Source organism: Neptunomonas sp. XY-337 (assembly GCF_004959845.1).
Taxonomy (GTDB): Bacteria; Pseudomonadota; Gammaproteobacteria; order Pseudomonadales; family Balneatricaceae; genus Neptunomonas; species Neptunomonas marina.
Window position 1 is genome coordinate 21,402 of the sequence record NZ_SPLL01000004.1, and the last position, 24,764, is coordinate 46,165.

General features: G+C 51.3%; 25 protein-coding genes. 17 read left to right on the forward strand and 8 right to left on the reverse strand.

Annotation, left to right across the window (positions count from 1 at the left end):
• Window positions 1-23 precede the first annotated feature (23 nt).
• The 3 genes from E4L36_RS10050 to E4L36_RS10060 all read left to right on the forward strand — a co-directional run bounded on the left by E4L36_RS10050 (window position 24) and on the right by E4L36_RS10060 (window position 1,841).
• Window positions 24-389, forward strand: a complete 366-nt coding sequence (locus tag E4L36_RS10050; RefSeq protein ID WP_206052625.1) for a DUF971 domain-containing protein — start codon at window positions 24-26, stop codon at window positions 387-389.
• A 63-nt stretch (window positions 390-452) separates the two neighbouring features.
• Entirely contained in the window at window positions 453-1,211 is a 759-nt protein-coding gene (ubiE, locus tag E4L36_RS10055) for a bifunctional demethylmenaquinone methyltransferase/2-methoxy-6-polyprenyl-1,4-benzoquinol methylase UbiE (RefSeq protein WP_127693332.1), read from the forward strand.
• Between the two features lie 12 nt (window positions 1,212-1,223).
• Complete coding sequence (locus tag E4L36_RS10060) at window positions 1,224-1,841, forward strand: SCP2 sterol-binding domain-containing protein (RefSeq protein WP_136680502.1); 618 nt, start codon at window positions 1,224-1,226, stop codon at window positions 1,839-1,841.
• Between the two features lie 14 nt (window positions 1,842-1,855).
• On the opposite strand, the gene E4L36_RS10065 is transcribed toward E4L36_RS10060, so the two are convergent.
• Window positions 1,856-2,269 (reverse strand): CopD family protein, encoded by a 414-nt coding sequence (locus tag E4L36_RS10065; RefSeq protein ID WP_136680503.1) that lies wholly within the window; start codon window positions 2,267-2,269, stop codon window positions 1,856-1,858.
• Window positions 2,270-2,287: 18 nt separating this feature from the next.
• Entirely contained in the window at window positions 2,288-2,950 is a 663-nt protein-coding gene (locus E4L36_RS10070) for a fumarylacetoacetate hydrolase family protein (protein WP_136680504.1), read from the reverse strand.
• Between the two features lie 52 nt (window positions 2,951-3,002).
• Here E4L36_RS10070 and E4L36_RS10075 point away from each other — a divergent pair, with 52 nt between their 5' ends.
• On the forward strand, window positions 3,003-3,332 hold the full coding sequence (locus tag E4L36_RS10075) for a peptidylprolyl isomerase (protein ID WP_127693690.1): 330 nt from the start codon (window positions 3,003-3,005) through the stop codon (window positions 3,330-3,332).
• A gap of 4 nt (window positions 3,333-3,336) precedes the next feature.
• Here the strand turns inward: E4L36_RS10075 and E4L36_RS10080 are convergent, their stop codons facing one another.
• Together E4L36_RS10080 and E4L36_RS10085 are read right to left on the reverse strand one after the other, a co-directional pair.
• Window positions 3,337-4,638, reverse strand: a complete 1,302-nt coding sequence (locus tag E4L36_RS10080) for a GGDEF domain-containing protein (RefSeq protein WP_136680505.1) — start codon at window positions 4,636-4,638, stop codon at window positions 3,337-3,339.
• A gap of 86 nt (window positions 4,639-4,724) precedes the next feature.
• A complete protein-coding gene (locus E4L36_RS10085; protein WP_136680506.1) occupies window positions 4,725-5,933 on the reverse strand; it encodes an MFS transporter in 1,209 nt (402 codons plus the stop codon).
• A gap of 98 nt (window positions 5,934-6,031) precedes the next feature.
• Here E4L36_RS10085 and E4L36_RS10090 point away from each other — a divergent pair, with 98 nt between their 5' ends.
• From E4L36_RS10090 to serA, 3 genes are all read left to right on the forward strand, one after another.
• The gene (locus E4L36_RS10090) at window positions 6,032-6,913 is read left to right on the forward strand and encodes a LysR family transcriptional regulator (RefSeq protein WP_136680507.1); all 882 of its coding nucleotides are present in this window, start codon (window positions 6,032-6,034) and stop codon (window positions 6,911-6,913) included.
• A gap of 52 nt (window positions 6,914-6,965) precedes the next feature.
• Window positions 6,966-7,247 carry a pyrimidine/purine nucleoside phosphorylase gene (locus E4L36_RS10095; RefSeq protein WP_127693339.1) on the forward strand — a complete coding sequence of 94 codons (282 nt, stop codon included), beginning with the start codon at window positions 6,966-6,968 and terminating at the stop codon, window positions 7,245-7,247.
• 231 nt (window positions 7,248-7,478) lie between these two features.
• On the forward strand, window positions 7,479-8,711 hold the full coding sequence (gene serA / locus E4L36_RS10100) for a phosphoglycerate dehydrogenase (protein ID WP_136680508.1): 1,233 nt from the start codon (window positions 7,479-7,481) through the stop codon (window positions 8,709-8,711).
• A gap of 92 nt (window positions 8,712-8,803) precedes the next feature.
• Here the strand turns inward: serA and E4L36_RS10105 are convergent, their stop codons facing one another.
• Window positions 8,804-9,745 (reverse strand): alpha/beta hydrolase, encoded by a 942-nt coding sequence (locus tag E4L36_RS10105; RefSeq protein ID WP_136680509.1) that lies wholly within the window; start codon window positions 9,743-9,745, stop codon window positions 8,804-8,806.
• A 100-nt stretch (window positions 9,746-9,845) separates the two neighbouring features.
• On the opposite strand from E4L36_RS10105, the gene E4L36_RS10110 reads away from it, so the two are divergent.
• The 4 genes from E4L36_RS10110 (at window position 9,846) to E4L36_RS10125 (ending at window position 16,721) form a co-directional block, all read left to right on the forward strand.
• Window positions 9,846-13,058: a mechanosensitive ion channel domain-containing protein gene (locus E4L36_RS10110; RefSeq protein WP_169051521.1), complete on the forward strand. Its 3,213-nt coding sequence runs from the start codon at window positions 9,846-9,848 to the stop codon at window positions 13,056-13,058.
• Between the two features lie 31 nt (window positions 13,059-13,089).
• A complete protein-coding gene (locus E4L36_RS10115) occupies window positions 13,090-13,506 on the forward strand; it encodes a thioesterase family protein (protein ID WP_127693343.1) in 417 nt (138 codons plus the stop codon).
• Between the two features lie 165 nt (window positions 13,507-13,671).
• On the forward strand, window positions 13,672-15,849 hold the full coding sequence (locus E4L36_RS10120) for a malate synthase G (RefSeq protein WP_136680511.1): 2,178 nt from the start codon (window positions 13,672-13,674) through the stop codon (window positions 15,847-15,849).
• Window positions 15,850-15,989: 140 nt separating this feature from the next.
• Window positions 15,990-16,721 (forward strand): M48 family metallopeptidase, encoded by a 732-nt coding sequence (locus E4L36_RS10125; RefSeq protein WP_136680512.1) that lies wholly within the window; start codon window positions 15,990-15,992, stop codon window positions 16,719-16,721.
• Between the two features lie 213 nt (window positions 16,722-16,934).
• On the opposite strand, the gene E4L36_RS10130 is transcribed toward E4L36_RS10125, so the two are convergent.
• From E4L36_RS10130 to E4L36_RS10140, 3 genes are all read right to left on the reverse strand, one after another.
• The gene (locus E4L36_RS10130) at window positions 16,935-17,861 is read right to left on the reverse strand and encodes a 5'-nucleotidase (protein ID WP_136680513.1); all 927 of its coding nucleotides are present in this window, start codon (window positions 17,859-17,861) and stop codon (window positions 16,935-16,937) included.
• A 262-nt stretch (window positions 17,862-18,123) separates the two neighbouring features.
• On the reverse strand, window positions 18,124-18,588 hold the full coding sequence (locus E4L36_RS10135; protein ID WP_169051522.1) for a GNAT family N-acetyltransferase: 465 nt from the start codon (window positions 18,586-18,588) through the stop codon (window positions 18,124-18,126).
• Window positions 18,585-19,088, reverse strand: coding sequence for a hypothetical protein (locus E4L36_RS10140; protein ID WP_136680515.1), 504 nt, complete (start codon window positions 19,086-19,088; stop codon window positions 18,585-18,587). Before E4L36_RS10140 ends, E4L36_RS10135 begins: the two co-directional genes overlap by 4 nt.
• A gap of 49 nt (window positions 19,089-19,137) precedes the next feature.
• On the opposite strand from E4L36_RS10140, the gene E4L36_RS10145 reads away from it, so the two are divergent.
• The 6 genes from E4L36_RS10145 (at window position 19,138) to E4L36_RS10170 (ending at window position 24,764) form a co-directional block, all read left to right on the forward strand.
• Window positions 19,138-20,010 (forward strand): DMT family transporter, encoded by an 873-nt coding sequence (locus E4L36_RS10145; RefSeq protein WP_136680516.1) that lies wholly within the window; start codon window positions 19,138-19,140, stop codon window positions 20,008-20,010.
• Between the two features lie 57 nt (window positions 20,011-20,067).
• Window positions 20,068-20,268, forward strand: coding sequence for a DUF2970 domain-containing protein (locus tag E4L36_RS10150; RefSeq protein WP_136680517.1), 201 nt, complete (start codon window positions 20,068-20,070; stop codon window positions 20,266-20,268).
• Window positions 20,269-20,573: 305 nt separating this feature from the next.
• Window positions 20,574-21,704 carry a cytochrome c oxidase subunit II gene (coxB, locus tag E4L36_RS10155; RefSeq protein WP_136680518.1) on the forward strand — a complete coding sequence of 377 codons (1,131 nt, stop codon included), beginning with the start codon at window positions 20,574-20,576 and terminating at the stop codon, window positions 21,702-21,704.
• Window positions 21,705-21,714: 10 nt separating this feature from the next.
• Window positions 21,715-23,298 carry a cytochrome c oxidase subunit I gene (ctaD, locus tag E4L36_RS10160; RefSeq protein ID WP_127693351.1) on the forward strand — a complete coding sequence of 528 codons (1,584 nt, stop codon included), beginning with the start codon at window positions 21,715-21,717 and terminating at the stop codon, window positions 23,296-23,298.
• A 9-nt stretch (window positions 23,299-23,307) separates the two neighbouring features.
• Complete coding sequence (locus E4L36_RS10165; RefSeq protein ID WP_136680519.1) at window positions 23,308-23,889, forward strand: cytochrome c oxidase assembly protein; 582 nt, start codon at window positions 23,308-23,310, stop codon at window positions 23,887-23,889.
• Window positions 23,886-24,764, forward strand: coding sequence for a cytochrome c oxidase subunit 3 (locus E4L36_RS10170; protein WP_136680520.1), 879 nt, complete (start codon window positions 23,886-23,888; stop codon window positions 24,762-24,764). Before E4L36_RS10165 ends, E4L36_RS10170 begins: the two co-directional genes overlap by 4 nt.

Here is a 24,764-nt window from a genome sequence, read left to right on the forward strand (position 1 = left end):
CGCACTATACAGGAGCGCTTCTGATGATCCCCTCTTCCATTAACCTACACAAAAAGTCACGCACCTTAGAGCTTCAGTATGGTGACCATACCTACGAACTCACCGCGGAGTATCTGCGCGTGCACTCGCCCTCAGCCGAGGTGCGGGGCCATGGTATTGGCAACGGCATTTTGCAAACCGGAAAGAAGTTCGTCGGCATCGATAGTATTGAGATGGCTGGCCAATATGCGCTGAAAATCACCTTCGATGACGGCCACGATAGCGGCCTGTTCATATGGGAATACTTGTATGACTTAGCCATCAACCACGATAGCCACTGGGCCAGCTACTTGGCAAAGCTAGAAGCGGCTAACGCGACACGTGATGAAGGACTGATTGGCAAGTTCTAATACAGGACAAATTCACCGCCCCTAGGTACAATGCCAACAAATAGTTTGGCCGAGCAGCAGACAATGAGTGAAGAGAGCAAGAAAAGTACCATCGACTTCGGTTATCGCCAGATTCCAGTAGAAGACAAAGTCAGCCATGTGGCCGACGTATTCCACTCGGTTGCAGGTAAGTATGACCTGATGAACGACCTGATGTCCGGTGGTATCCACCGCCTCTGGAAAAAGCTCACGATCGAACAAAGTGGTGCGCGCCGCGGCCATAGTATTCTGGATATCGCTGGCGGTACTGGCGATCTCACCATGCGTTTCTCCCGCATTGTCGGGGCAGATGGTAAGGTCGTGCTTGCCGACATTAACGATTCCATGCTCAAAGTTGGCCGCGACAAGCTGATGAATAAAGGCGTGGCCGGCAATGTTGAGTTTGTGCAAGCTAACGCTGAGTGTTTGCCCTTTCCAGACAATACCTTCGATGTCATCACCATTGCGTTTGGTTTACGCAACGTGACCGACAAAGACGCTGCATTGCGCTCTATGGCGCGCGTTTTGAAGCCGGGCGGCAAAGTGATGGTGCTAGAGTTTTCAAAAACCGATAACCCAGCTCTCACGAAGCTCTACGATTTCTACTCGTTCAATATCTTACCTAAGATGGGTCAGGTCATTGCAGGGGATTCAGAGAGCTACCAGTACCTAGCTGAATCAATTCGCATGCATCCAGACCAAGAAACCCTCAAGGGCATGATGGAAAATGCTGGCCTTGTGAACTGCAAATACCAAAATATGACCGGTGGTATTGTGGCGCTTCACACAGGCATCAAGCCATAACGAGGTACACTGATGTCAGACATTTTGCACGCTGCCGTTCTTACTCCGTTAGAGGAAGCCGTCAACCATTTACTGGCGAGCGACCCGCTCAGCCGCAAAATTCTGACACCGATCGCTGGGCGAACCATCGCTGTTGAGCTTTCAGATCTGCACCAAATCCTTTACATCCTGCCTTACGAGGGCGGCGTACAGTTGCAGGGAACGCTGCTTAGTTCTGCGGATGTGACCTTATCAGGCGCATCTTCACGTTTTTGTCAGCTGATGATGAGTGATGATAAAAGCGAGCACTTCTTTGGAAATGGTATCGATATCGCCGGTGACTCGCATCTCGCGAATCAATTTCAAGGCGCTTTGGCACAGCTGAAGATCGATTGGGAGAGCTTAGTCGCTGAGCATATCGGTGATTTAGCAGCCCACGAATCGGTTTCGCTGCTTAAGCAACAAGCAGGCTTTTTTACTCATTTGCAACAGAGCTTTCATGCGAATGTGCAGGAGTATGTGCAAGAGGAGGCCCGTTTACTGCCGAGCCGCCCAGAGGCCGAGGGCATGATGGATCAGATCGACCAACTACGCCAGCGCACTGACCGTTTAGCTGCCCGCATCGAGCAACTAAACGCCAAACTCAGCTAGCTCTAGCCAGGCCGTTAGAACGGCTTCACCACCACGAAGATCAAGATTGGAATAAAGATAAGCAGCGGTAGCTCGTTAAAGAGACGAAAATAACGCCCGCTGCGCGTCAGGGTATCTTGCTGCATTTTTCGCAGATACTGGCGGCACCAAACGTGATAGCCAATTAGCAGTGCAACGAAGGTTAATTTGGCGTGCAACCAGCCCCCAGTAAAGCCATAGCCTAACCATAGCCACAGACCTAATGCGAGCGTAAACACCGCCATAATCGTCATGAAGCCATAGAGCTTACGCCCCATTACCTGCAACCGAGCCACATCTTGCCCAGCTTCTCGCCCTTCAACATAATGCACGAATATACGTGGCAGATAGAAGATACCCGCCATCCAACTGGTCATGGCAAGTATGTGAAACGCTTTAATCCACAGCATGGCTGCTTTTCCTCTTAGTTAACGTACGGCGGTTGTAACGCGCAATAGATCCACCAGCTCCACAACCAACTGATCCCCTGCAGCTATCGGCCCAACGCCAGCCGGCGTACCGGTGAGCACCACATCTCCCGGTTCAAGGGTAAAGTACTGGCTAATATGGCTTATCAGACCTAACACCGGATTAAGCATCAGCGCGCTATTACCGTTCTGGCGTGTCTCACCGTTCACTGTTAAACGGATACCCACATCCTGCAGATCACTCACCGCGTCAGGTGTAATAAAAGCCGATAGAGGACAGGAGCCATCAAAAGCTTTCGCACGCTCCCAAGGGTGACCTTGCTCTTTAAGGCGCGATTGTACATCACGTAATGTTAGATCTAAGCCAAGGCCCACACCCGCGATCGCAGCCTTTGCTTCCTGTTCGCTCGCCTTTGATAGCGTCTCTCCAATTAAGATCGCCATCTCGGTTTCGAAGTGCACACTGCCGCGATCTCGTGGGATAGAAAACCCCTCTTCCATCGCAACGGCAGCACTCGCTGGCTTGATAAATAGGATTGGCTCACTCGGAATCGGATTATTCAGCTCTTTCGCATGGTCAGCAAAGTTGCGACCCACGCAGACAATCTTCCCTAATGTTAAATCGCTTGCTTGTTCACCCACAAAGCGGTGTTGAAACGCCATAATCACTCCTCCTAGTTTGGTTTACGTATGATAACAGGTATCCTTGGCTAAGCTGTTCGCTTGGCGGCAGAAACTAACATCTATATTCAGGAGACTCATCATGGCTAGAGCACGCGCACGCCACCTACTGGTAGAAACCGAAGCACAATGTGAAGAACTAAAGCAGCAAATTGAAGCCGGTGCAGACTTTGCAGAGGTTGCTAAGCAGCACTCATCTTGCCCATCAGGCCGCCAAGGCGGTGACCTAGGTGAGTTTGGCCGCGGGCAGATGGTACCGGAGTTCGACCAAGTCGTATTTAGCGGCGAGTTGAACAAAGTTCACGGGCCGGTGAAAACACAGTTCGGCTACCACCTGCTCGAAATCACGAGCCGCTCAGAATAATTGGCTAACGGCGCGCGTAGTCTCGTTTCGAGCGGCGCGCCGCACTTTTGCGCGGTTTAGGCTCAGCCACTTTAGGTTGGGTACTAATAACCGTCTGATTACGCCCCGCCCCTTTCGCCTGATAAAGTGCCTGATCCGCTGACTTGATCACCGCATCAGGGTTCGCATGAATATCCTGCTTGTGTGCCGCACCAATACTAATGGTGACGGTAACAATTTCACTTTCGCTACTTTCATTGCGCCGCTGCTTGCCCGTTTCATTGTCTTTAGGCCGCTGGTCACCGCGAATACGCATGGGATAATTGGCTATCGTTTGGCGAACCTCTTCCAAAAAAGGTTCCGCCTCGTGCTCCTCTTTGCCAGCAAAGACTACGGTAAATTCTTCACCACCAAAGCGATAGGCTTTACCTCCGCCACGCACTTGATTGATCTTGGCCGCCACCATTCGCAACACCTGATCACCAACATCATGGCCGTAGGTATCATTAAACTTTTTGAAATGGTCAATATCCATCATAGCGATCGTGTACTGCTTACCCAGTGTGGCGAGTTTATCGCGCAGAGCACGCCTTGCAGGTATACCGGTCAGCTCATCAATAAAGGCCATGTTGTAGCTGTTCTGCACAACTGATACCGAAAGCGCCAATAGCGCAGCCGATACAAACAGCGATGAGATCATCGCTTGGTCGAACCACACTAGCATCACCAGAGCCGCACCCCACGCCGCTAAAATACCCGCATCTGCGTGGGTTTTACGCAACCCAAGAGATAACAACACCGGCAACAAAGACACACCAAATGCCCATGCCGCCGCATCGCTCAAAAAGGTCTGGGCGAAAGCCATCTCAATCATGCTGGTGGGTAGCGAGGGCAGCCAATAAGCAAGTTCACCGCTTTGCTTCAACGCAAAAAGGACCGCGTAGCCTAACAGCACGCCCACAACACGCGCACACCCCACCCATGTCAGCACGCCGCGCTCTTTATACCAGGCAATCAGCGCAAAATTGAGCGGCAATAACAGGGACAGAAGGCTGAAGAGAACATAGTTATCTGGCCGCGCCAGACTCGTTTGAAGTGATGTTTGGATCAGCAGATAGGCGCCACCCAAATTGAGCGCCGCTAACAGCACACGGCCGCGCTTAAATCCCACTCCCAAGGTCCCTGCAACAATGACAAGCAGATAAGGCAACAGCCCCAACATCTCTTGTTGCGTGCCGGAGAGCTGAGCAACAGACAGCAACGCCACACCTGCACCAACCAAAAGAGCCGCTGCTGGAAGAAGCAATGTGAGAAGCTGAAGTGCCAAGTGTAAGTCCTTAATCAGGCAAGAGTTTAGACTTACATTGTAGCCAACGGATGTGAAAAAAAAGAGTCCCCAGAAGGATACTGCACTTAAACGAGTGCTGTATGACTCGCAGCCCTCTGCTGCGCACTCACCACTCGCAATAAACACACAGCAAACAACGAAAGACTGAGCACCACGAGTGAGCCGACCACCACCCCCTGCCAGCCAGCCCACTGCCAGAACGGTTGGAGGTAAAAACTACCCAAGCTAGAGCCTAAGTAGTAAAACACCAGATAAAGTGATGAAGCACTCGCCTTCGCTACGCTAGCGCGATGGCTAACCCAACTACTAGCCGCAGAATGGGCGACAAAAAAGCCCAGCGCATTGAGCAGAAAACCCATCAAAATGGCGGTGATGCCGGGCAGCAGCGTTACTAATGTACCGGTCATCAGGATACCGATCCCCACCAGCATGATAATCGGCTGCGCTACGCGTTGAGCAACACGTCCAGCGATCGATGAGCCAATGGTTCCCGATAGGTAAGTCAAAAACAGCATCCCGAGCCAACCAGAGGACAAGCTGTAAGGAGCCTCAGCCAAGACAAAGGTGATAAAGCTGTACTGATTGACAAAAATCAGCATATTCAAACCACCGATGATATAAGCGATCAGCAGCAACGGATTACGCATATGGCCCATCAAGGGAGTGGCCAATGCACGCATACATAATGGCCTTGGCGCAAAGTGCTGCGAGCGCGGCAGCAACCAAACAAAGATGGCTAGCAGGGCTAGGCTCATCACTGCCATCACGCCAAAGACATGCTCCCAACCTAACCATTGCGCTGCCAGCCCGCCAATCAGACGTCCACCAATGCCGCCTAGCGAATTACCGCTGATATAAAGCCCCACCGCCAAGACCATCGCCTTATTACGGAACTCATCCCCCATATACGCCACCGCAATCGCTGGCAAACCACCGAGACAAAAACCCTGCAAGGCACGCAATAACAGCAGCTGATCATAGTTGCTAACATACGACAAAAGAAATGTCGTCAGCACCGCACCCACCATGCTGGTCACCATCACGCTCTTGCGCCCCACCACATCAGATAGGGGGCCATAAACTAATAATGATAAGCCCAGCGTTAGCGTTGTTACCGTCAAGCTCATGCTCGCTTGTAACTCCGAGATCTCGAAAGCCTCAGCGAGTGTAGGCAGTAACGGTTGCGTCACATATACGTTGGCAAAAATCATAAATGATCCGAGACAAAGCGCGAGGGTTGCACGCCAAAACTCACGGCTGCCAGCATCAATCATGGTGGTTCTCTGCATTAGGAAAATATGCAGTAACGATAGACAACACCTAAAAATCAGTAAAATATATAGTTATTATCAAAGCCATCAAAAATATTGATATGGATATTAAACAACTCCGCTACTTCGAGGCGGTGGCTAAACACCTCAGTTTTTCGCGAGCGGCCGAGCATCTACATATTGCCCAACCTGCGCTCAGCATGTCGATCAAGAAACTTGAGCAGCAGCTAGCGCTCACACTGTTTCACCGCAATGATCGTAAAATCAGCCTCACCGATGAGGGCAACGAACTACTGCGCCATGCACGCGTGATCCTACGCAACATGGCCGACGCCGAGCACGCCATGCAGCAGCTGCGCGGCATACAGCGGGGCGTTGTGCGGGTGGGTATCCCCAGCATGTTAGGCTCCTATCACTTTCCGCCGATTCTAATGGCTTTCAAACATCGCTATCCCGAACTGGACCTCGAGGTGATAGAAGGAGGTACATGGCAGATCCAACAACAGCTCGAACGGGGTGAACTGGATCTAGGCGTCATCGTTGCGGAGCTCGTTCCCGACTCGCTCTGTGCAACGGTATTCTTGCAGCAAGAGGTGATGGTGACTGTTAGCCGCGAACACCCGCTCGCCTCCCAGCAACAGGTCACCGCCAAACAGTTCTTTGAGCAAGAGTTAGTCATGTTTAAAGAGGGCTATTTTCATCGTAAAGTCGTTGACCGACTCGCCAACCAGACAGGCGCTACGCCGAAGATCAGCTTCGAAACTAACCTTGTTCCGTTGATTAAGTCGATCGTCAAACAGGGGTTTGGCATCTCCACACTCCTTGGCATGGCGGTTGACGATGACCAAGATCTTGTTGCCTTACCCTTCGCCGAACCGGTGATTCTTGACCTCTCACTTGCTTGGAGCCGAGATAGGCACCTGTCGATCGCTAACCAAACCTTCCTAGATTTTGTTTTGGAGCACAGCTGCGCAAATAAGTAGCCAAGGCCTGAGCAACTGCCTATGATGCCTCCATTAGATAAGGAGAAACCTGATGTTAAATGTAAATGAGTACTTCGACGGCCAAGTAAAATCTATCGGCTTTGAAAACAACGAAGGGCAAGTGACGGCAGGCGTCATGGCACCGGGCGAATACGAGTTTGGCACAAGTCAGAACGAATTGATGAAGGTGGTCAGCGGTGAACTGATCGTTAAGCTGCCAAACGAAAGTGATTTCTCAAACTACCCGGCTGGCACTGAGTTCCGTGTTGCTGCAGGTGCAAAGTTTCAGCTGAAAGTCGAACAAGCAACAGCTTACATCTGCATTTATAGCTAAGTCAGATGATTCCTGCGCCCGCCGAAAGCCATGCGCTTGGGCGCAATTTCCCTCCCCGTTAGGTTTAAATTTATTCACCTTTGCGTGAATTATTTTCTGCCTACCGAGCCCCCTCAAGCCCCCATTTTCGCCATTTGCTGTGCTAAGATACGGCTCCTTACATAAATTAAGGTTGCCTAATACTTTCGTATAAGCGACCAACGTCTGGTAAAAAACGAAGAGTTGCAGGAAATGAGCAAAGTTACTTCCCTGGATAAGAGCAAAATCAAAATTCTGTTGTTGGAAGGCGTACACCAGTCCGCTATCGACACGCTGAACTCCCAAGGCTACACCAACATCGAATTTCACACCGGCTCGTTACCGGAAGAGGAGCTCATTGAGCGAATCGCAGATGTTCACTTCATCGGTATTCGTTCCCGTACTCAGCTAACAGAGCAGGTTTTCGCTGCGGCGCAAAAACTCGTTGCAGTTGGTTGCTTCTGTATCGGTACCAACCAAGTCGACCTAACGGCAGCAACACGCCAAGGTGTTGCCGTCTTTAACGCACCGTACTCAAACACACGCTCTGTGGCTGAGCTTGTGCTGGCGGAAGCGATTCTGTTATTGCGTGGTGTGGCTGAGAAAAATGCCAAAGCACATCGCGGTGTTTGGCTAAAATCTGCGAAAAACTCTTATGAAATTCGTGGCAAGAAGCTAGGTATTGTTGGTTACGGCAGCATCGGCTCTCAGCTGAGCGTCCTTGCTGAATCGATGGGTATGGATGTTTATTTCCACGACACCGTCAACAAGCTGGCGCTGGGTAATGCGAAGCAGACAGCCGATCTGAATGAACTGCTGCGTACCTGCGATATCGTCAGCCTGCACGTACCTGAAACAGCGTCGACCAAAGATATGATGGGCGCAGCTCAGTTTGAGCAGATGAAAGATGGAGCCATCTTTATCAACGCCGCTCGCGGTACTGTTGTTGTGATCGATGACCTTTGCGATGCACTGCGCGCAGGTAAACTGCACGGCGCAGCTATCGACGTATTCCCAGTTGAGCCACGCTCTAACGACGATGAGTTCATCTCGCCGCTGCGTGAGTTCGACAACGTTATCCTGACGCCTCACGTGGGTGGTTCCACGATGGAAGCGCAGGAGAATATCGGTTACGAAGTTGCTGAGAAACTCGTTAAGTACAGCGATAACGGCTCATCTATTACTTCTGTTAACTTCCCGGAAGTAGCGCTTCCAGAGCACCCGAATGTTCACCGTTTGCTGCACGTGCACAGCAATATCCCTGGTGTACTATCGGCGATCAACAACGTGTTCTCTGAGAACAACATCAACATCTCTGGTCAGTACCTACAAACCAACGATAAAGTCGGTTATGTGGTGATCGACGTTGATGCAGACTGCTCAGATGTTGCTCTTGAAAAGCTCCTAACCATCGATGGCACTATTCGCTGCCGCCGCTTGTTCTAAGGTAGCCATGCGCTAGGGTAGATATGCTCTAGGCGATAAGATCGAAGAAAGGGTGCCTCAGGCGCCCTTTTTTATGGTGTGTCTTCCTCAGCTTACATATTTGCAAGCCGAGCACGAATATGTGCAAACACTTGCTGACGCCACAGTGGCGCCTCATTGACCAAATGATGCCGTGCGCCGTCGACCAAGTGGATGGCCTCTGCCGGCACACAGGTACGCAAACGCAGTACGTTGTGCTGCCAATCCACTGTTTTATCTCCTGTTCCCTGAATAACGCAGCCGTTCTCAAGCGTCAGTGTTTCGCCCTCTAATTCACGAATCCAATCCAGCATCGCCCCAATCCAGCGTACTGAGATCCAATGTTTGGCAAGCGGGTCTTGATCACGCACAAAGGGTAAAAAGCGCTCATCATGGCTGTTTTCACTGTAGAAACGGCGCACGCGCTTCAGCCATAAATGCATCAACTGGTAACGCAGGCGAATACTCTGAAAGCCTGCCGGGCGAATCAGTGGTGCGAGCAAAATACGCTGGTCGATCTTACGAGCCGGTTCACGGTGGCGACGCTGATGTTCCAGTATGATGGCGCCGCCCGTGCTTTGGCCGATCAAGGTGCACGCCCCCACTGGGGATACTTGGCCCAACACCCGCTCTAAAGCGTCCACATAATGGCCGAACGTATCGATTGCATAAGGCTCGCCACCAGAGAGTCCATGGCCAGGAAGATCAAAGCTATAGACTTGCAAGCCCTGCGCCAATAGATCACTGATTAGGTGGCTATACAAACCCACATGGTCCATGTAACCGTGCAAAACAACCACATTGGCACGGCACTTACCCGGCTTTGCAAAGCGCTGCACCACAACGCGTTCACCACTCTCAACCAAGCACTGCACATCACACTGCACCTCATCTAACCACGGCAGGAAGCCGTAGAGAGACCAGTAGCTACGCCATACATCTGGGTTGGCCGGTTGCCACCCCGCTGTCGCCGCGGGCAATTCGTTGATCAGTACAGTAGGGTTAAAGTCACTCACAATGAAACTCGCATAAACACAGGCACTTTCTATTACTTTAGTCGTCACACAAGCTATGATCTGCTATTACTATCGTGCTTGCACCAACCAACAGGATTTTATGGGATATCTCAGCCACATTATCTTCGCCCTCCTGCTACTTTTCAGCAACTGGGCTTTGGCCTCAAATATTGACGCCATTGAGCAGTACAAAAGCAAGATTGCGCAGCTCCCACAGGATGAGTCCCCAGCAACACAAGCACAACGTGAGCAGTTCCAGCAGATTGTTACGGTCTATCAAGAAGCCGTTGATGCAGACAGTAAAGCTGAGCAGCTTAAAGCGCGGCTAGAAGAGCAACCTCAACTGATCGCCACGCTGGAGCAACAGATCCAACAGCCCACACCCAGTGTGGATCAAAAAGCCTTGAGCCGTGATGATGTCGACCAACTCGAGCAGCGCCACACCCTTGCAAAAGCCAAACTGCTGGAGCTCGAACAGAAACGCAGTTTACTGCAAAAACGGATCAATGCTGCCGATCAAACACTCATCTCCCGCCGCGAACGTCTGGTGGAGCTCAAGCAAACACCCATTGCCGACAACGAAAACCGCACATCGGAGCTGAACGAAGCTCAGTTTGCACGCCGCAACAGCCGCGTCTCGGCAATCGAGCTAGAACTACTCACGTTACCCGGTGAAAACGAGATCGACCGTTTAACGCTGGACGGTCTAGAGCGCGAGGTACAGCACCAGAAAACGCTGATCACCACACTGCGCACTCTGATCCAAGACAAGCGCCGCGCCGATGCGGAAGAAGCCGCCGGTGCAACGTTGCCGGCAGATAGCAGCGCCAACCAGCACCCACTTTTGGCCGCGCTCGCCGAGGAGAACAAGCAGTTAGGCCAGCGCTTGCTGTGGGTGAACAACACATCTGAGGGTGCATTCGGCAAACGCAGTGAGCTGGAATTAAAGCTCTCTATCGTGTCGCAAAGCTACACCACCATCCAGCAGCACTTGCAGTTGAGCTCGCAACCGGTTGGCACTGAACTACGGCGCTTTACACGCAATTTAGCCAAACCGATTGATACAGCAGAAACCCAGAAAAGCATCAATGACCTGCGCGTGCTGAACCTAGAGATCAGTAATGCGTTTATCGAGTCACGCAAAATTACCGCGCGGCCACCCGCTGCACTTGATGAGCCTCAAAGCAAGCAATACATCGCCCTCAAACAGGACAAAACCGAGCTGCTACAGCGGTTGCGCGAATCCAGTGCCCGTGCACTCGACGAAGTATCACAGCTATTGAGTGTGCAAGAGCAGATCAACAAACAAGCGGAACTAGGCCGCCGACTGATCACGCAAGATCTACTCTGGGTACCGAGCATTCGTCCGGTCAGTACCAACTGGTTTACTGAGATCACGCAAAGCGTTGGCCCTCTGCTTTCGATGCTAGCACCGGAAGCACAAGCACCTTTGTTCCAAGAGCAATCAAAGTGGCTGCCCAAGCTCAGTGCACTGTTAGTACTGACGATTTTGTCTGCCACCATCTTGCGTCGCTACCAACGCAAGAGTCGCAAATGGGGTGAACAGATTGGTAATGTTATGCACGACCGTTTTGGTCACACCTTTAACCTCGTGTGGATGCCCATCGCGATTGCACTCCCTATCGTAGGTCTGGTTTGGTTGGTGACCAAAAAAGTGATTAACCAGAGTGCCTGGGTGATCCCGTTTGAATCGCTCGGGCCGCTGCTTGCCGCTATCACCGGTGCATATCTGCTGATGATACTGTGGCTAAGTACACCAAATGGACTGCTCGTTTCCCATCTCGGTGTGCCAGAGAAGCTCGCGGATACGCTACGCCGTTTACTGCACCCTCTCTACTGGATCAGCACACCGTTGCTGAGCCTTTTGCTACTGACCGATCAAAGCAGTGCACCGGAGCAAAGCTCTGGCGTCGGTAGACTGCTCTTTATCGGCTTAGCGCTGCTACTGACCTTCTTCTGGGCAGCGTTGTGGAAAGTCGCACCGCAGATTGACCAAGCAACGCAACGAAACGCATGGTGGCAAAATGCGCGGCTCTGGCTGGCCTCCATGGTTGGGCTTCACCTTGCGATGATCGTCGGCGCACTCTTAGGGTATGTATTCACTGGCGTGGCGATGATGGTCATTCTGGGAGTACTGGTCGGCATTTTGTTCACAACGTTCCTGTTCTTCAAGCTGGGGACACGCTGGTTGCTGATTGAGGAGCGCCGTTTAGCATTTTCCCGCGCGAAAGCGCGCCGCAATGAGATTCTGGAAGCCCGCGAGAAAAACGAAGATGTTCCACCGTTAACCGAGAACTACATCGATCTACAAACTATCTCTGATCAAGCCCGCGTCCTGTTAAAGGCCGCGACGCTCATTATCTTCTTATCGCTGGTTTGGCTGCTGTTGAAAAACGCACTGCCAACGCTGGATGTATTGGATAAAGTTACGCTTTGGAGCAATGACATCACCACCGCCAATGGCGTAATCCCAGAGACCATCACGCTGAAGAACCTCCTCTTCGGCATCGCCACGATTACGCTGTGTATCGTTGCAGCGTACAACTTACCCGGCGTGTTCGAGCTACTGGTGTTACGTCATCTGACGCTTAGCCCCGGCACCTCCTTCGCGATCACCACGATCAGTAAGTATCTGTTGATCGTTATCAGCATCATTGCAGGCTCCAGCCAACTGGGGCTCGAATGGTCGAAGCTACAGTGGCTCATCGCGGCACTGGGTGTTGGTCTAGGTTTTGGTCTTCAGGAGATCGTGGCGAACTTCGTCTCCGGTGTGATTATCCTGTTCGAAAAGCCGATTCGTATTGGTGATACGGTCACCATCGGTGGCTATAGCGGCACCGTCACGAATATTCAGATGCGTGCCACAACCATCGCTGACTGGGACCGTAAAGAGATCATCATCCCCAATAAGACCTTTATCACAGACCAACTGATTAACTGGTCGCTCTCTGACCCGATCACTCGTGTGGTGCTTAAAGTTGGGCTAGCTTACGGCTCAGACACCAGCCACGCGCGCGAGCTTTTGCTGGCAGCCGCCAACCAACATGAGCGCGTCCTGAAAGACCCCGCGCCAGAAGCTTACTTCCTCGCTTTTGGTGCAAGCTCGTTAGATATGGAGCTGCGTCTGTACGTTAATTCTCTAAGCGACCGCCTCGCGGTGACGCATGAGTTAAATGAGATCATTGACCGCCAATTCAAAGAGGCCGGATTAGAGATCGCCTTCCCGCAGCTGGACGTGCACCTCTACCCGCAAACCCAATCGCCGGATACCCCCTCGCCTAAAGGGGCTTAGCAGGGGAAGCCATGCAACACAGGATGAGACGATGGAAAATCAGCAAGGCACGTTAATTTATCAATGTGAGCTACCAGTGCGCTGGGGGGATATGGACGCATATGGGCATGTGAACAATGCCGTCTATATACGCTATCTTGAGGAAGCTCGCGTTCAGATGCTCGTCAAGATGGGCGCAAACCTTGACGGTAGCGGCATCGATCCGGTGGTTATCAACGTGGGTTGCACCTTTTTAAAACCCGTTGTGTATCCAGCCACACTGCGTATCGACTGTTTTGTGAAAGACCCTGGCCGTTCCAGTTTTATGACCACCTATCAGCTTTTCGACACTCGCCAGCCTGACGAGCCGGTTGGCGAGGGCTATGCCAAAGTCGTTTGGATGGATCACCACACCGGTCGATCTGTGCCACTTCCCGAGGCGATAAGAGCTCAAATAACCCCATCATAAGGCCGACAAACCCTCTCATACTTTAGGCTCGAAAGCGCCCCTGAGGGGGCGACAGCACGCTGCCCTTACGCTATTTTTGCGTTGCACAATTGTGTTTATAAAAAACGACCGGCCACGGATGCCTCGCTCCGGACCGGATCACATACTAATTGAGGCAGTATTACTATGAGTCAAAGGGTACAGACTGGCGGCCTAACCGTCGCACAAGGTCTTTTCGATTTCGTTAATAACGAAGCTATTCCAGGCACTGGCGTTTCTAGCGAACAGTTCTGGCGCGCTTTAGATGCCATCGTTCACGACTTGGCACCGCGCAACCGTGAGCTACTCGCAAAGCGGGACGACCTGCAACAGCAGATCGATGCGTGGCACCTCGCCCGTAAAGGGCAGCCGCTGGATATGGCTGAATACAAAGCTTTCCTAACCTCTATCGGCTACCTATTGCCAGAGGGCGAGGACTTCACCGCTGAAACCACCGACGTTGATCCAGAGATGGCAACGATGGCTGGCCCACAGCTTGTTGTTCCTGTGATGAATGCACGCTTTGCCCTTAACGCAGCCAATGCGCGTTGGGGTAGCTTGTATGATGCACTTTACGGCACCGATGCGATCTCTGACGAAGGTAGCGCTGAAGCCGGCAAAACGTACAACCCAGCACGCGGCGCAAAATGTATCGCATTTGCGCGTAACTTCTTGGATGAAGCCGCACCACTAGCACAGGGTTCCCACAAGGACTCCACCAGCTACCGTGTGGCGAACGACGCACTCGTCGTAGCGCTAGCAGATGGTAGTGAAACCGGTCTAGCTCAACCAGAAAAGCTGGTGGCCTTCCAAGGTGATGCAGCAGCGCCGTCCTGTGTTTTGTTGAAGAACAACGGCCTGCACTTCGAGATCCAGATCGATCGCGACAGCCAAATCGGCAAAGACGACGCGGCTGGCGTTAAAGACGTACTGATGGAATCTGCACTGACCACTATCATGGACTGTGAAGACTCCGTTGCCGCGGTAGATGCCGACGACAAAGTTGTGGTTTATCGCAACTGGCTAGGTCTTATGAAAGGCGACCTAGCGGAAGAGGTCAGCAAAGGCGGTAAAACCTTTACCCGCGTGATGAACCCTGATCGCGAATACACCGCGCTCGATGGTTCAGCACTGACACTAAAGGGCCGCAGCCTAATGTTCGTGCGTAACGTGGGTCACTTGATGACAAACAGCGCAATCATCGACAGCGTAGGCAACGAAGTACCAGAAGGTATTATGGATGCCATGATGACCACACTGGTATCGCTGCACGATATGAAAGGTTTGGGTCAGTTCCGCAACACCACAACAGGCTCCATGTACATCGTAAAGCCGAAGATGCATGGCCCTGAAGAGGTTGCCTTCTCGAACGAGCTGTTTGGCCGCGTAGAAGATGCGCTTGGTCTTGCGCGCTTTACCCTCAAGATGGGCATCATGGATGAAGAGCGCCGTACCACGGTAAACCTCAAAGAGTGTATCCGTGCCGCCAAAGAGCGCGTGGTGTTTATCAACACCGGTTTCCTTGATCGTACCGGAGATGAGATCCACACCTCAATGGAAGCAGGCCCAATGGTCCGCAAAGGCGAAATGAAAGGCGCTAAGTGGATCTCAGCTTACGAAGACTGGAACGTAGACACTGGCCTGATGTGCGGCCTAAGTGGGCGTGCTCAGATCGGTAAAGGTATGTGGGCGATCCCTGACCAGATGGCCAACATGCTAGAAGCGAAGATCGGCCACCCGTTGTCGGGCGCAAATACCGCATGGGTGCCATCGCCAACGGCAGCAACACTGCACGCACTGCACTATCACAAGGTTGATGTGTTTGCGCGCCAAGCCGAGCTACGTAGCCGTCCGCGTGCGAGCCTAGACGACATCCTAACGATCCCTGTGGAACAGAACCCTAGCTGGTCTGCCGCAGAGATCCAAGCCGAGCTCGACAACAACGCACAAGGCCTGCTGGGCTATGTTGTGCGCTGGGTCGACCAAGGTGTTGGCTGCTCGAAAGTGCCAGATATCAACAACGTTGGCCTAATGGAAGACCGTGCCACGCTGCGTATCTCTAGCCAACATATCGCCAACTGGTTACACCACGGCATTTGCTCAGAAGAGCAGGTCATGGAAACCCTTAAGCGTATGGCGGCTGTTGTGGACGAGCAAAACGCTGGTGATGCGGAGTACCGTCCAATGGCGGCAGATTTTGAAGGCAGTGTCGCATTTGCAGCCGCATGTGAACTCGTCTTTGAAGGCTGTGCACAACCTGCCGGTTATACCGAGCCGGTGCTGCACCGTCGCCGTTTAGAGGCAAAAGAAAAGTTCGGCGCTTAACCCTTAAGCGCGCAATCAAGCCCTGCGATGCCTGAACGCATTCGCGGGGCTTTTTTATGCGCCCAAGCTATTGAGCCGCTTGGGCCTACGGAGAAAATTCGCTATCGTATCAGCTATTCATTAGCACGAAGGAACTAGCCATGAAACGGATCGCCGTTACCATCGCAACGTGGGTTGCCCTCTCTCTACCACTCTCTGGCTGTATGAACCAAACATCCGTTGCCGCACTCGGAGATGCCTTCAAAGCAGCAACACTGACCGATAGCGCAGCCAAAGAGATGGCGGCACAAGCCACCGTACAGATGGACAAAAAGAACCCTGTGTTACCAGCAAACCATCCCTACAGCCGCCGGTTAGCGAAAATCGTAGCACCTTTCAAAAATGAAGATGGCCTTGCACTCGACTTTAAGGTTTACGATGCTAAACAAGTCAACGCGTTTGCGATGGCCAACGGCACCGTACGCGTGTACCGCGGCCTGTTAGACAACTTCACCGACGATGAAGTGCGCTTTGTGATCGGCCACGAGATTGGCCATGTGAAGCTGGGCCACTCACTCAAAGCGATGCGCACCGCCTACGCAACATCAGCTGTACGTAAAGGATTAGCAAGCCAAGGCGGCCTTGCTGGGCAGCTCTCGGCATCACAGCTCGGCGCTTTGGGCGAACAGCTGGTGAACTCAAAGTTTTCTCGCACCCAAGAGACCGAGTCCGACACCTACGCTGTTAGCTTCATGAAAAAGCATGGCTTTGATCCGCGCGCAGGCCTATCGGTGATGCAGAAGTTCTACAAAATGGACGGTGGCAAACGCAGTATCCTATCCAGCCACCCCGCCTCTAAAGACCGCGAAGAGCATATTGAAAATTTGCTGTGATATTTAGAGAGGGAAAAGCCAAACAGATAGCTGTCGTTTGGCTTACTTAAAAATTTGTACCGGAAGCGTTATTTTCGGTTTATAACATGCGTCTAAAAACCGCAAGCTCGCCTAATAGTCAACGCTGATTAGCTGTTTCAATGAAATAATTTTAGTGTAGATTTGATTCCATTATCCAGCACTCTCCTATAAGATTTTCGTTATTTTTCAATCTTATCGATTAGTCACACCAAATGGAATATGAACTGATGGAAGTACTTTTGATGAAGACTCCAAGTGTATTTTCTGATCATCAAAAAATATATGAGGATTAATAACCTCTAAAACATTAAACTTATCGACTCCACCCATAAAAAAAGCCTCATTTACCATTATACCCCACGACCTCATCGTATTAATAACTCTTTTATGAGAAGGTGCATTACGCGCGGTCACAATTGATACTTTTAGAACCGGTCTATATGAAGGGTCTTTTTCGGCCTGTTCTATCTCAAGCTTTTGAATATCAGAAATTCTTTGTAAGAAATTTTTCAGCGGGCCTGGATTATGAGCTATATCTACTTTCTTTTCTTCATGCTCATGAAAGTCCAATAAATTTCCTGTAGCCTGATATACCTCTTCAGCCTCATCATCGGCAAGTACACCGTCAAAGTCAAAAGCTATTCTCAGTTCGCTATCATTAAGGTCATCCTCAATATTCCCAGATAATATTTCCCCCGCTGGATAACCAGACATCATAGCTTGCTTTACATCTGTAGGATTCGCAGATAAAAAAAGTTCAATATCAAAAGCCGGAATATATTTATAAGGTAATCCACCTTGGAGAAATACAGCTCTTGTCATACCCAAATTATAGTGTTCAATAGAGCTCATGACTCTCATACCTGTATCGGGGTCATTTCGAGATACCAGAATTACTTCAACAGGAGGATCATCCGGATTTAGTTTATTTAGGCTAAGTAGACGCCTTATCAATGGGAAGGCAACCCCTTTCCTTAAAGGAATATTTTCATTCTTTCTCTGATACTTCCTATATTCTTGTTCTCCTTTTGTTCGGAAAACTTCATCAGATTCAGAGAGATCAAATAAAGCGCTTGAAGCTAAACCCACAACAAGCCTAGAAGTCAAATCATATGGCATACACCCTCCCTTTTAACTTAATAAAAACTGATAGTTAGCAATTATCAAAAGTAAATATCCATTTAAATACACCACTTCCCCATAATTATTACCTAGAACTAGAAAGCGGACGTGCATATAAATTCCAGCCGTCTTTTCATATCGTTAATCTTCAATCTGATAATACAGAACGCAGCTCCACCTAAAACATTAATCACATATTTAGGTGCTAGCAAGACTCATTTTGCGGGCTGAGGTACCAATGAAGTACCGTAAAGATGCACTACACTGGTGCCTTTACCATCACGCTATTGGTCAGAAACTCACCGGCGCGTTCAATGTGCTGGCGCTTGATTGCCTTATACCCCCAGTGGCGGAAAACAGGTTCTGCTGCCAGCGATGCTTCTACCCACACCTGCTCCACCTTATTGGCCTTTAACGCGCTAAGAAAGGCACGGTGTAACTCGCTGGCAATGCCCTGCCCTTGGTAAGCAGGATCGGTGTATAGGCAATTTAAATATCCTTGCGGCTGATAGATGATAAACCCCAGCAGCTGGCTACCACAAAAAAGGCCTAACCCTTTTTCTGCGGTAAGTAAGGTGCACCAGTCCTTTGGCTGAGGGCCGATCCATGCTTGCTTTTCAGCAGACGAGTAAAGCGATTGGTCTATTGCGTTGATGGCTGCACAAAAGAGCAGCTGCATAGCTGCGGCATCGCTTGGTCGAAGCGCACGTAGCTGTATGTTCATGCGCGATTCTGCAAACGCGGTTGCAGCCATTCGCGCGCGCTTGTTACCAAGCTATTGGGAAACTGACGATAATCAAAATATGGTGTGCAAAGCGTCTGGTTATCCACAAACAGTTTCGCGTGCTTGTCGATCACTTCTAGCGTTGTGGTGTTGCAGGCTAACGCCTCCCAACTGGCTTTGCCGGCCACAATGCGCAGTTCAGAACCGGTCGGCGCACTGGCCAAGCGTATTTGTGCTGCGCGATGCAGTAGGTGATGATCCCGATAGTGACGCCAATCATCTGCCAACGGTGCGAGCAGCTTGGCGTAAATTGAAAAGATCTTGCGCCAGTGGTTTCCATTAAGAGCGATAAGTTCGGCAATGTTCAACTGGTCACCTTGGCAGGGTTCAACTGGTAGTAGCGGCAAAGTGGCTGTGTATAACACAATGATGGGCTCGTCAGCGCCAAGGGCCAGCAGCGTGTTAGCACCGTTGATATTGCTGTAGTGGGTTTGGATCATCGTTTATCCTAGGCGTTTTCCGTTCGCTTGACTTCAGATAGGTGGTGAGATGTCAGCACACCAGCAAGGGCTTTTATTCGCGTTTTTTGGCGCATTGGTGTTGAGCTTCGATGCCATGCTCATCCGCTTGGCAGATACCAGCGAGTGGCAGGTACTGTTTTGGCGCGGCGGATTGATCGCCATTGCGTTTGGTATCCTAACATGGCTTTTTAAGCAGCGTATTGTTTACCCTAGCCAACCGCATTTATGGTTTGCCATCTTCGCGATAGCACTGATGTATGGCCTTAATACCACGCTATTTGTCTATGCGGTTAGCCATACCAGTACGGCCAATACGGTTGTTATTCTTGCCAGCTCTCCGCTGTTTGCGGCGCTGTTTTCGCGGCTTTTTCTACAGGAGCGGCTCGCGCTGCGTACCTTACTGACCATTGCTGTCGCGTTTGTTGGCGTGGTCAGCATTGTGTATCAGTCGTTAGGAAGCGGCCACTTAAACGGCGATTTGGCAGCACTGGCGCTGGCCATATCAATGGGAGCCGTCCTTACTGCGCTGCGTTGCTTCGCGTCTCTACCACTGTTCCCAATTATTGCGCTATCCGGCGTGGTGGCTGCCGTGTTAGCACTGCTGAATATCGAAGTTGCGCCGCTGGATATTCGCTGGCAACAAGCCCAATGGCTGCTAATTATGGGCGCTATTCAGATCCCATTGGCAACGTGGTTGCTGATGTCGGCAACACGCCTACTGCCCTCAGCGGAGGTGAGCCTGTTTTTACTCATCGAAACCGTCTTTGGGCCGGTGTGGGTATGGCTTGCCGTCAATGAAGCAGTGCCAGAGAACACCCTTTTCGGTGGCGCATTGATTTTGGGCGCGATCAGCTTAAACAGCGTGATAACGCTAGTGAAGCAAAAAAACCGAACCTCTTAGCATAGGTAGCGTCTTAAAAGTTAGAGCATATTCACCCAATGCAGAAGGAGGCCCGTTATGGCGACTAAACCGACGCTTTGGCAAGTATTTTGTTCAACTCTCGCGGCATTTTTTGGTGTGCAATCTGAACGAAATCGCACCCGAGACTTTGAATCAAAAAGCATAATCCCCTATGTTTTTATCGCGATTTTTTCTACCGCCCTGTTCATTATCCTGGTTATTGGGCTGGTTAACGCTGCTCTCTACTTGGTCTCTTAAACATATTTTTTTAAGAAATTAGCAGCAAATAACAGCACAAAGAGAACAATAAAAACCATACCTTTATTAGAGAAATTTGCGGTTGACTTTTCCCAACACGCCACTGCTATACTGAAAACACTCAAACGGATGGGTAAGACCACTGGGAAGGATTTTAGGCATGTTTTGCCTGACTGAAGCCCTAGGCTACCGACGTTGCAGTAGTTCCAGCACCCCGCCAACACCTTGCTGACGGCTTGCTCTATACAGCGCCATAGTGATGAAGGACTTCGTACAGGTTTTGCCCTCCGAAAGGGGAGCCTGCGATGAAAATAAAAATAACGGTCATCGGTGCTCTGCTGCTTTTAGCGAGCCCCTCACAACACACGTTTGCTGATTGGCAGCTCAATATGCCACGCGGCGTGACAGATATCAGCCGCTCGGTCTTCGATCTGCATATGATCATCTTTTGGATCTGTGTCGCCATCGGAGTGCTGGTGTTTGGTGTTATGTTTTGGTCGATCTTTCATCACCGCAAGTCACGCGGAGCCAAAGCCAAACACTTCCATGAGAACACCTTCGTTGAAGTGATCTGGACGTTGATCCCCTTCGCGATTCTGATCGCCATGGCCGTTCCCGCCACCGCTACGCTGATTAAGATGTACGACACATCCGACGCCGATGTGGATATCCAGATCACCGGTTACCAGTGGAAATGGCGTTATCAGTACCTTGGGGAAAACATCGATTTTTTCTCAAACTTATCCACACCGCGTGAGCAGATCGACAACAGCGAAGCCAAGGGTGAAAACTACCTGCTTGAAGTGGATAACCCGCTTGTTATCCCCGCTGGAAAAAAAGTTCGCTTCTTAATTACCTCGGCAGATGTTATCCACAGCTGGTGGGTTCCTGCCTTTGCTGTTAAGAAAGATGCCATTCCCGGATTTATCAATGAGTCGTGGACCCGTGTCGACGAGCCCGGTATCTACCGCGGCCAATGCACCGAACTGTGCGGTAAAGATCACGGTTTTATGCCCGTTGTGGTGGATGTCCGTAGCGCCGAAGACTACAACATCTGGCTTGCGCAAGTTCGCGCGGAGCAAGCAGCCGAAGCCGCCGCAGCACAGCAAGAGCTCGGCATGGAAGCCCTGATGCAGCGCGGTGAAGTGGTTTACAACCAAGCCTGTGCCGCCTGCCACCAAGTCAATGGCGAAGGCCTCCCTAACGTTTTCCCCGGCCTCAAAAACAGTCCTATCGTCATGGGCGATATCGCGGCACATATCGATATTGTGCTGAACGGTAAGCCCGGCACCGCCATGCAAGCATTTGGCGACCAGCTCAGTGCAGTCGATCTTGCTGCGGTTATCACCTACGAGCGTAACGCGTGGGGCAATAATCGTGGCGACAAGGTTGAACCCACTGAGATCGAAAAACTCAAGGCCGCCAACGGTCAGTAGGAGGTGCTAAATGGCCACTCTCAGCTCCACCGACAGCATTGCACCACACCACGGCCCAGCGCGCGGTTTAAGCCGCTGGCTATTTACCACCAATCACAAAGATATCGGCACGCTCTACCTCTGGTTCAGTTTTTTGATGTTGCTCACCGGTGGCTGCATGGCGCTGATGATCCGCGCCGAGCTGTTTCAACCTGGCCTACAACTGATCGAACCTAACTTCTTCAACCAGATGACCACCATGCACGGCCTCATCATGGTGTTTGGTGCGGTCATGCCAGCCTTTGTTGGTCTGGCCAACTGGATGCTGCCAATCATGATCGGTGCGCCAGATATGGCGCTGCCACGGATGAACAACTGGAGCTTCTGGATTCTGCCCTTCGCCTTCTCCATGCTGTTATCCACGCTCTTTATGGAGGGTGGTGGCCCCAACTTTGGGTGGACCTTCTACGCACCGCTATCCACCACTTATGCACCACCGAGCGTGACCTTCTTTATTTTCGCTATCCACATGATGGGCATCAGCTCCATTATGGGGGCCATCAATATTATCGCGACCATTCTCAACCTGCGCGCACCCGGTATGACCATGATGAAGCTACCGCTGTTTGTGTGGACGTGGCTTATCACCGCTTTTTTGCTGATTGCCGTGATGCCGGTGTTGGCGGGTGTCGTCACCATGATGTTGATGGATATCCACTTCGGTACCAGCTTCTTTAATGCCGCTGGCGGCGGTGATCCAGTGCTGTTCCAGCATATCTTTTGGTTCTTCGGGCACCCTGAGGTTTACATCATGATCTTGCCAGCTTTCGGCATTATCAGTGAGATTTTACCGACGTTCGCGCGCAAACCTCTGTTCGGCTACGCATCCATGGTGTACGCCACCGCATCCATCGCACTGCTCTCGTTTATCGTTTGGGTGCATCACATGTTCACTGTTGGCCTACCGCTGGCCGGTGAGCTGTTCTTTATGTACGCCACCATGCTGATCGCTGTTCCAACCGGTGTGAAAGTCTTTAACTGGGTAGCGACGATGTTCCACGGCTCCATGACCTTTGAGACCCCCATGCTGTTTGCCATCGCCTTTGTGGTGCTCTTCACCATCGGGGGGTTCTCGGGGTTGATGCTCGCCATCGCACCGGCAGATTTCCAGTATCACGATACCTACTTCGTGGTGGCACATTTCCACTATGTACTCGTACCGGGAGCTGTCTTTGCCATCATTGCTGGGGTCTATTACTGGCTGCCGAAATGGACAGGGCACTACTACGACGAGAAGCTCGGTAAGTTGCACTTTTGGTGCAGTTTTATTGGCGTCAACCTCACTTTTTTCCCAATGCACTTTATCGGGCTTGCCGGTATGCCACGGCGTATCCCTGACTACGCATTGCAGTTCGCCGACTTCAATATGATTGCGTCGATTGGCGCGTTTATCTTTGGTTTCTCGCAACTGATCTTTTTAACGGTGGTGATAAAAACGATACGCGGCGGGCTTCAAGCACCACCGGCGGTTTGGGATGAACCGAAAGGGCTGGAATGGACGATTCCCTCGCCAGCGCCTTATCACACTTTCTCAACCCCTCCCGAAATAAAGTAGGAGGCCGCTATGAATACGCTAGAACAGAAAAACCGCACCACGCTGATCAAGCTGATTGGCGGCTCAGTGCTGATGTTTGGATTCGGTTTTGCACTGGTGCCACTTTACGATGTGTTTTGCGAAGTGACCGGTTTGAATGGCAAGGTGACCAACACCGGCCCCTATCAGGGCAAAGCCGCAGCAAACGAGCGCACTATCAGCGTACAGCTGCTCGCCACCAACAATGCCAGCATGCCTTGGGCATTCCAGCCTGAGCAGCCCATGATTAAAGTTGCGCTGGGTGAGTCCCGGCACACAGCCTATGTCGCGTTTAATCCAACCCAAGAGCATATGATTGGCCAAGCGGTTCCCTCGGTCTCGCCATCAGAGGCGGCACAATATCTACATAAGGTGAACTGCTTCTGCTTTGAGCGCCAGCCGCTGGATAGCCTTGAAAGCCGAAAAATGCCGCTGCTCTTTGTCGTGGATCCAGAACTGCCAGATCATATCCGCACCATTACGCTCTCGTACACACTATTCGACATTACTCCCAGAGCCACCAACGCCAGCCACCGCTATACCACTGATACGATCGGGAGGAACACACTATGAGCCAAGGCACCTACTACGTTCCCGAACAGAGCCGCTGGCCTATTTTGGCCTCCATCGCCCTCTTTTTAATGGCGTTTGGCGCGGCGAACCTGATGAACTCCCTCGGCCAAGAGGCGGGTAGCGGGCTCTACTTTTTACTCAGTGGCACAGCACTTATGCTGATGATTATGTTTGGCTGGTTCCGCCATGTGGTGATTGAGAGCATGAAAGGGCTCTATTCGGCACAGATGGACCGCTCGTTCCGCTGGGGGATGAGCTGGTTTATCTTCTCGGAGGTGATGTTCTTCGCGGCCTTCTTTGGCGCGCTCTTCTACATCCGAGTGTTCGCCGTACCTTGGTTAGGCGGCGAGGGTGATAAGGGTGTTAGCCAGATGCTTTGGGAGGGCTTTACGCCAGCGTGGCCATTGCTAAGCAACCCCGACTCCGCGCTCTTCCCACCACCGAGTAATATCATCGACCCTTGGCACCTTCCTCTGCTCAACACGATCATCCTAATCGCCTCCAGTTTCACTTTAACTTTGGCACACCATGCCCTAAAACGTGATCAGCGTAAGTCTTTGATTCTTTGGCATCTTTTAACTGTGATATTAGGACTCATCTTTCTCGCGCTGCAGGCAGCAGAGTATGTCGAGGCATACGAAGAGCTGGGCCTTACGCTGCAATCAGGCATCTATGGTTCCACCTTTTTTATTCTGACAGGCTTCCACGGTGCTCACGTCACCTTGGGTACAGTCATGCTAATCATCATCTGGCTAAGGGTGTTGAAAGGCCATTTCTCGCCCCAGCAACATTTCGGCTATGAAGCGGTGGCGTGGTATTGGCACTTTGTGGATGTGGTTTGGATCGGGTTGTTTCTATTTGTGTATGTCTTTTGA

What these genes read in the sequence shown, in the direction of transcription:
- E4L36_RS10050 (WP_206052625.1), top strand. Translation starts at nt 24, where the DNA reads ATGATCCCCTCTTCCATTAACCTACACAAAAAGTCACGCACCTTAGAG.
- ubiE (WP_127693332.1), top strand. Translation starts at nt 453, where the DNA reads ATGAGTGAAGAGAGCAAGAAAAGTACCATCGACTTCGGTTATCGCCAG.
- E4L36_RS10060 (WP_136680502.1), top strand. Translation starts at nt 1,224, where the DNA reads ATGTCAGACATTTTGCACGCTGCCGTTCTTACTCCGTTAGAGGAAGCC.
- E4L36_RS10065 (WP_136680503.1), bottom strand. Translation starts at nt 2,269, where the DNA reads ATGCTGTGGATTAAAGCGTTTCACATACTTGCCATGACCAGTTGGATG.
- E4L36_RS10070 (WP_136680504.1), bottom strand. Translation starts at nt 2,950, where the DNA reads ATGGCGTTTCAACACCGCTTTGTGGGTGAACAAGCAAGCGATTTAACA.
- E4L36_RS10085 (WP_136680506.1), bottom strand. Translation starts at nt 5,933, where the DNA reads ATGATTGATGCTGGCAGCCGTGAGTTTTGGCGTGCAACCCTCGCGCTT.
- E4L36_RS10090 (WP_136680507.1), top strand. Translation starts at nt 6,032, where the DNA reads ATGGATATTAAACAACTCCGCTACTTCGAGGCGGTGGCTAAACACCTC.
- E4L36_RS10095 (WP_127693339.1), top strand. Translation starts at nt 6,966, where the DNA reads ATGTTAAATGTAAATGAGTACTTCGACGGCCAAGTAAAATCTATCGGC.
- serA (WP_136680508.1), top strand. Translation starts at nt 7,479, where the DNA reads ATGAGCAAAGTTACTTCCCTGGATAAGAGCAAAATCAAAATTCTGTTG.
- E4L36_RS10110 (WP_169051521.1), top strand. Translation starts at nt 9,846, where the DNA reads ATGGGATATCTCAGCCACATTATCTTCGCCCTCCTGCTACTTTTCAGC.
- E4L36_RS10115 (WP_127693343.1), top strand. Translation starts at nt 13,090, where the DNA reads ATGGAAAATCAGCAAGGCACGTTAATTTATCAATGTGAGCTACCAGTG.
- E4L36_RS10120 (WP_136680511.1), top strand. Translation starts at nt 13,672, where the DNA reads ATGAGTCAAAGGGTACAGACTGGCGGCCTAACCGTCGCACAAGGTCTT.
- E4L36_RS10125 (WP_136680512.1), top strand. Translation starts at nt 15,990, where the DNA reads ATGAAACGGATCGCCGTTACCATCGCAACGTGGGTTGCCCTCTCTCTA.
- E4L36_RS10130 (WP_136680513.1), bottom strand. Translation starts at nt 17,861, where the DNA reads ATGCCATATGATTTGACTTCTAGGCTTGTTGTGGGTTTAGCTTCAAGC.
- E4L36_RS10135 (WP_169051522.1), bottom strand. Translation starts at nt 18,588, where the DNA reads ATGAACATACAGCTACGTGCGCTTCGACCAAGCGATGCCGCAGCTATG.
- E4L36_RS10140 (WP_136680515.1), bottom strand. Translation starts at nt 19,088, where the DNA reads ATGATCCAAACCCACTACAGCAATATCAACGGTGCTAACACGCTGCTG.
- E4L36_RS10145 (WP_136680516.1), top strand. Translation starts at nt 19,138, where the DNA reads ATGTCAGCACACCAGCAAGGGCTTTTATTCGCGTTTTTTGGCGCATTG.
- E4L36_RS10150 (WP_136680517.1), top strand. Translation starts at nt 20,068, where the DNA reads ATGGCGACTAAACCGACGCTTTGGCAAGTATTTTGTTCAACTCTCGCG.
- coxB (WP_136680518.1), top strand. Translation starts at nt 20,574, where the DNA reads ATGAAAATAAAAATAACGGTCATCGGTGCTCTGCTGCTTTTAGCGAGC.
- ctaD (WP_127693351.1), top strand. Translation starts at nt 21,715, where the DNA reads ATGGCCACTCTCAGCTCCACCGACAGCATTGCACCACACCACGGCCCA.
- E4L36_RS10165 (WP_136680519.1), top strand. Translation starts at nt 23,308, where the DNA reads ATGAATACGCTAGAACAGAAAAACCGCACCACGCTGATCAAGCTGATT.
- E4L36_RS10170 (WP_136680520.1), top strand. Translation starts at nt 23,886, where the DNA reads ATGAGCCAAGGCACCTACTACGTTCCCGAACAGAGCCGCTGGCCTATT.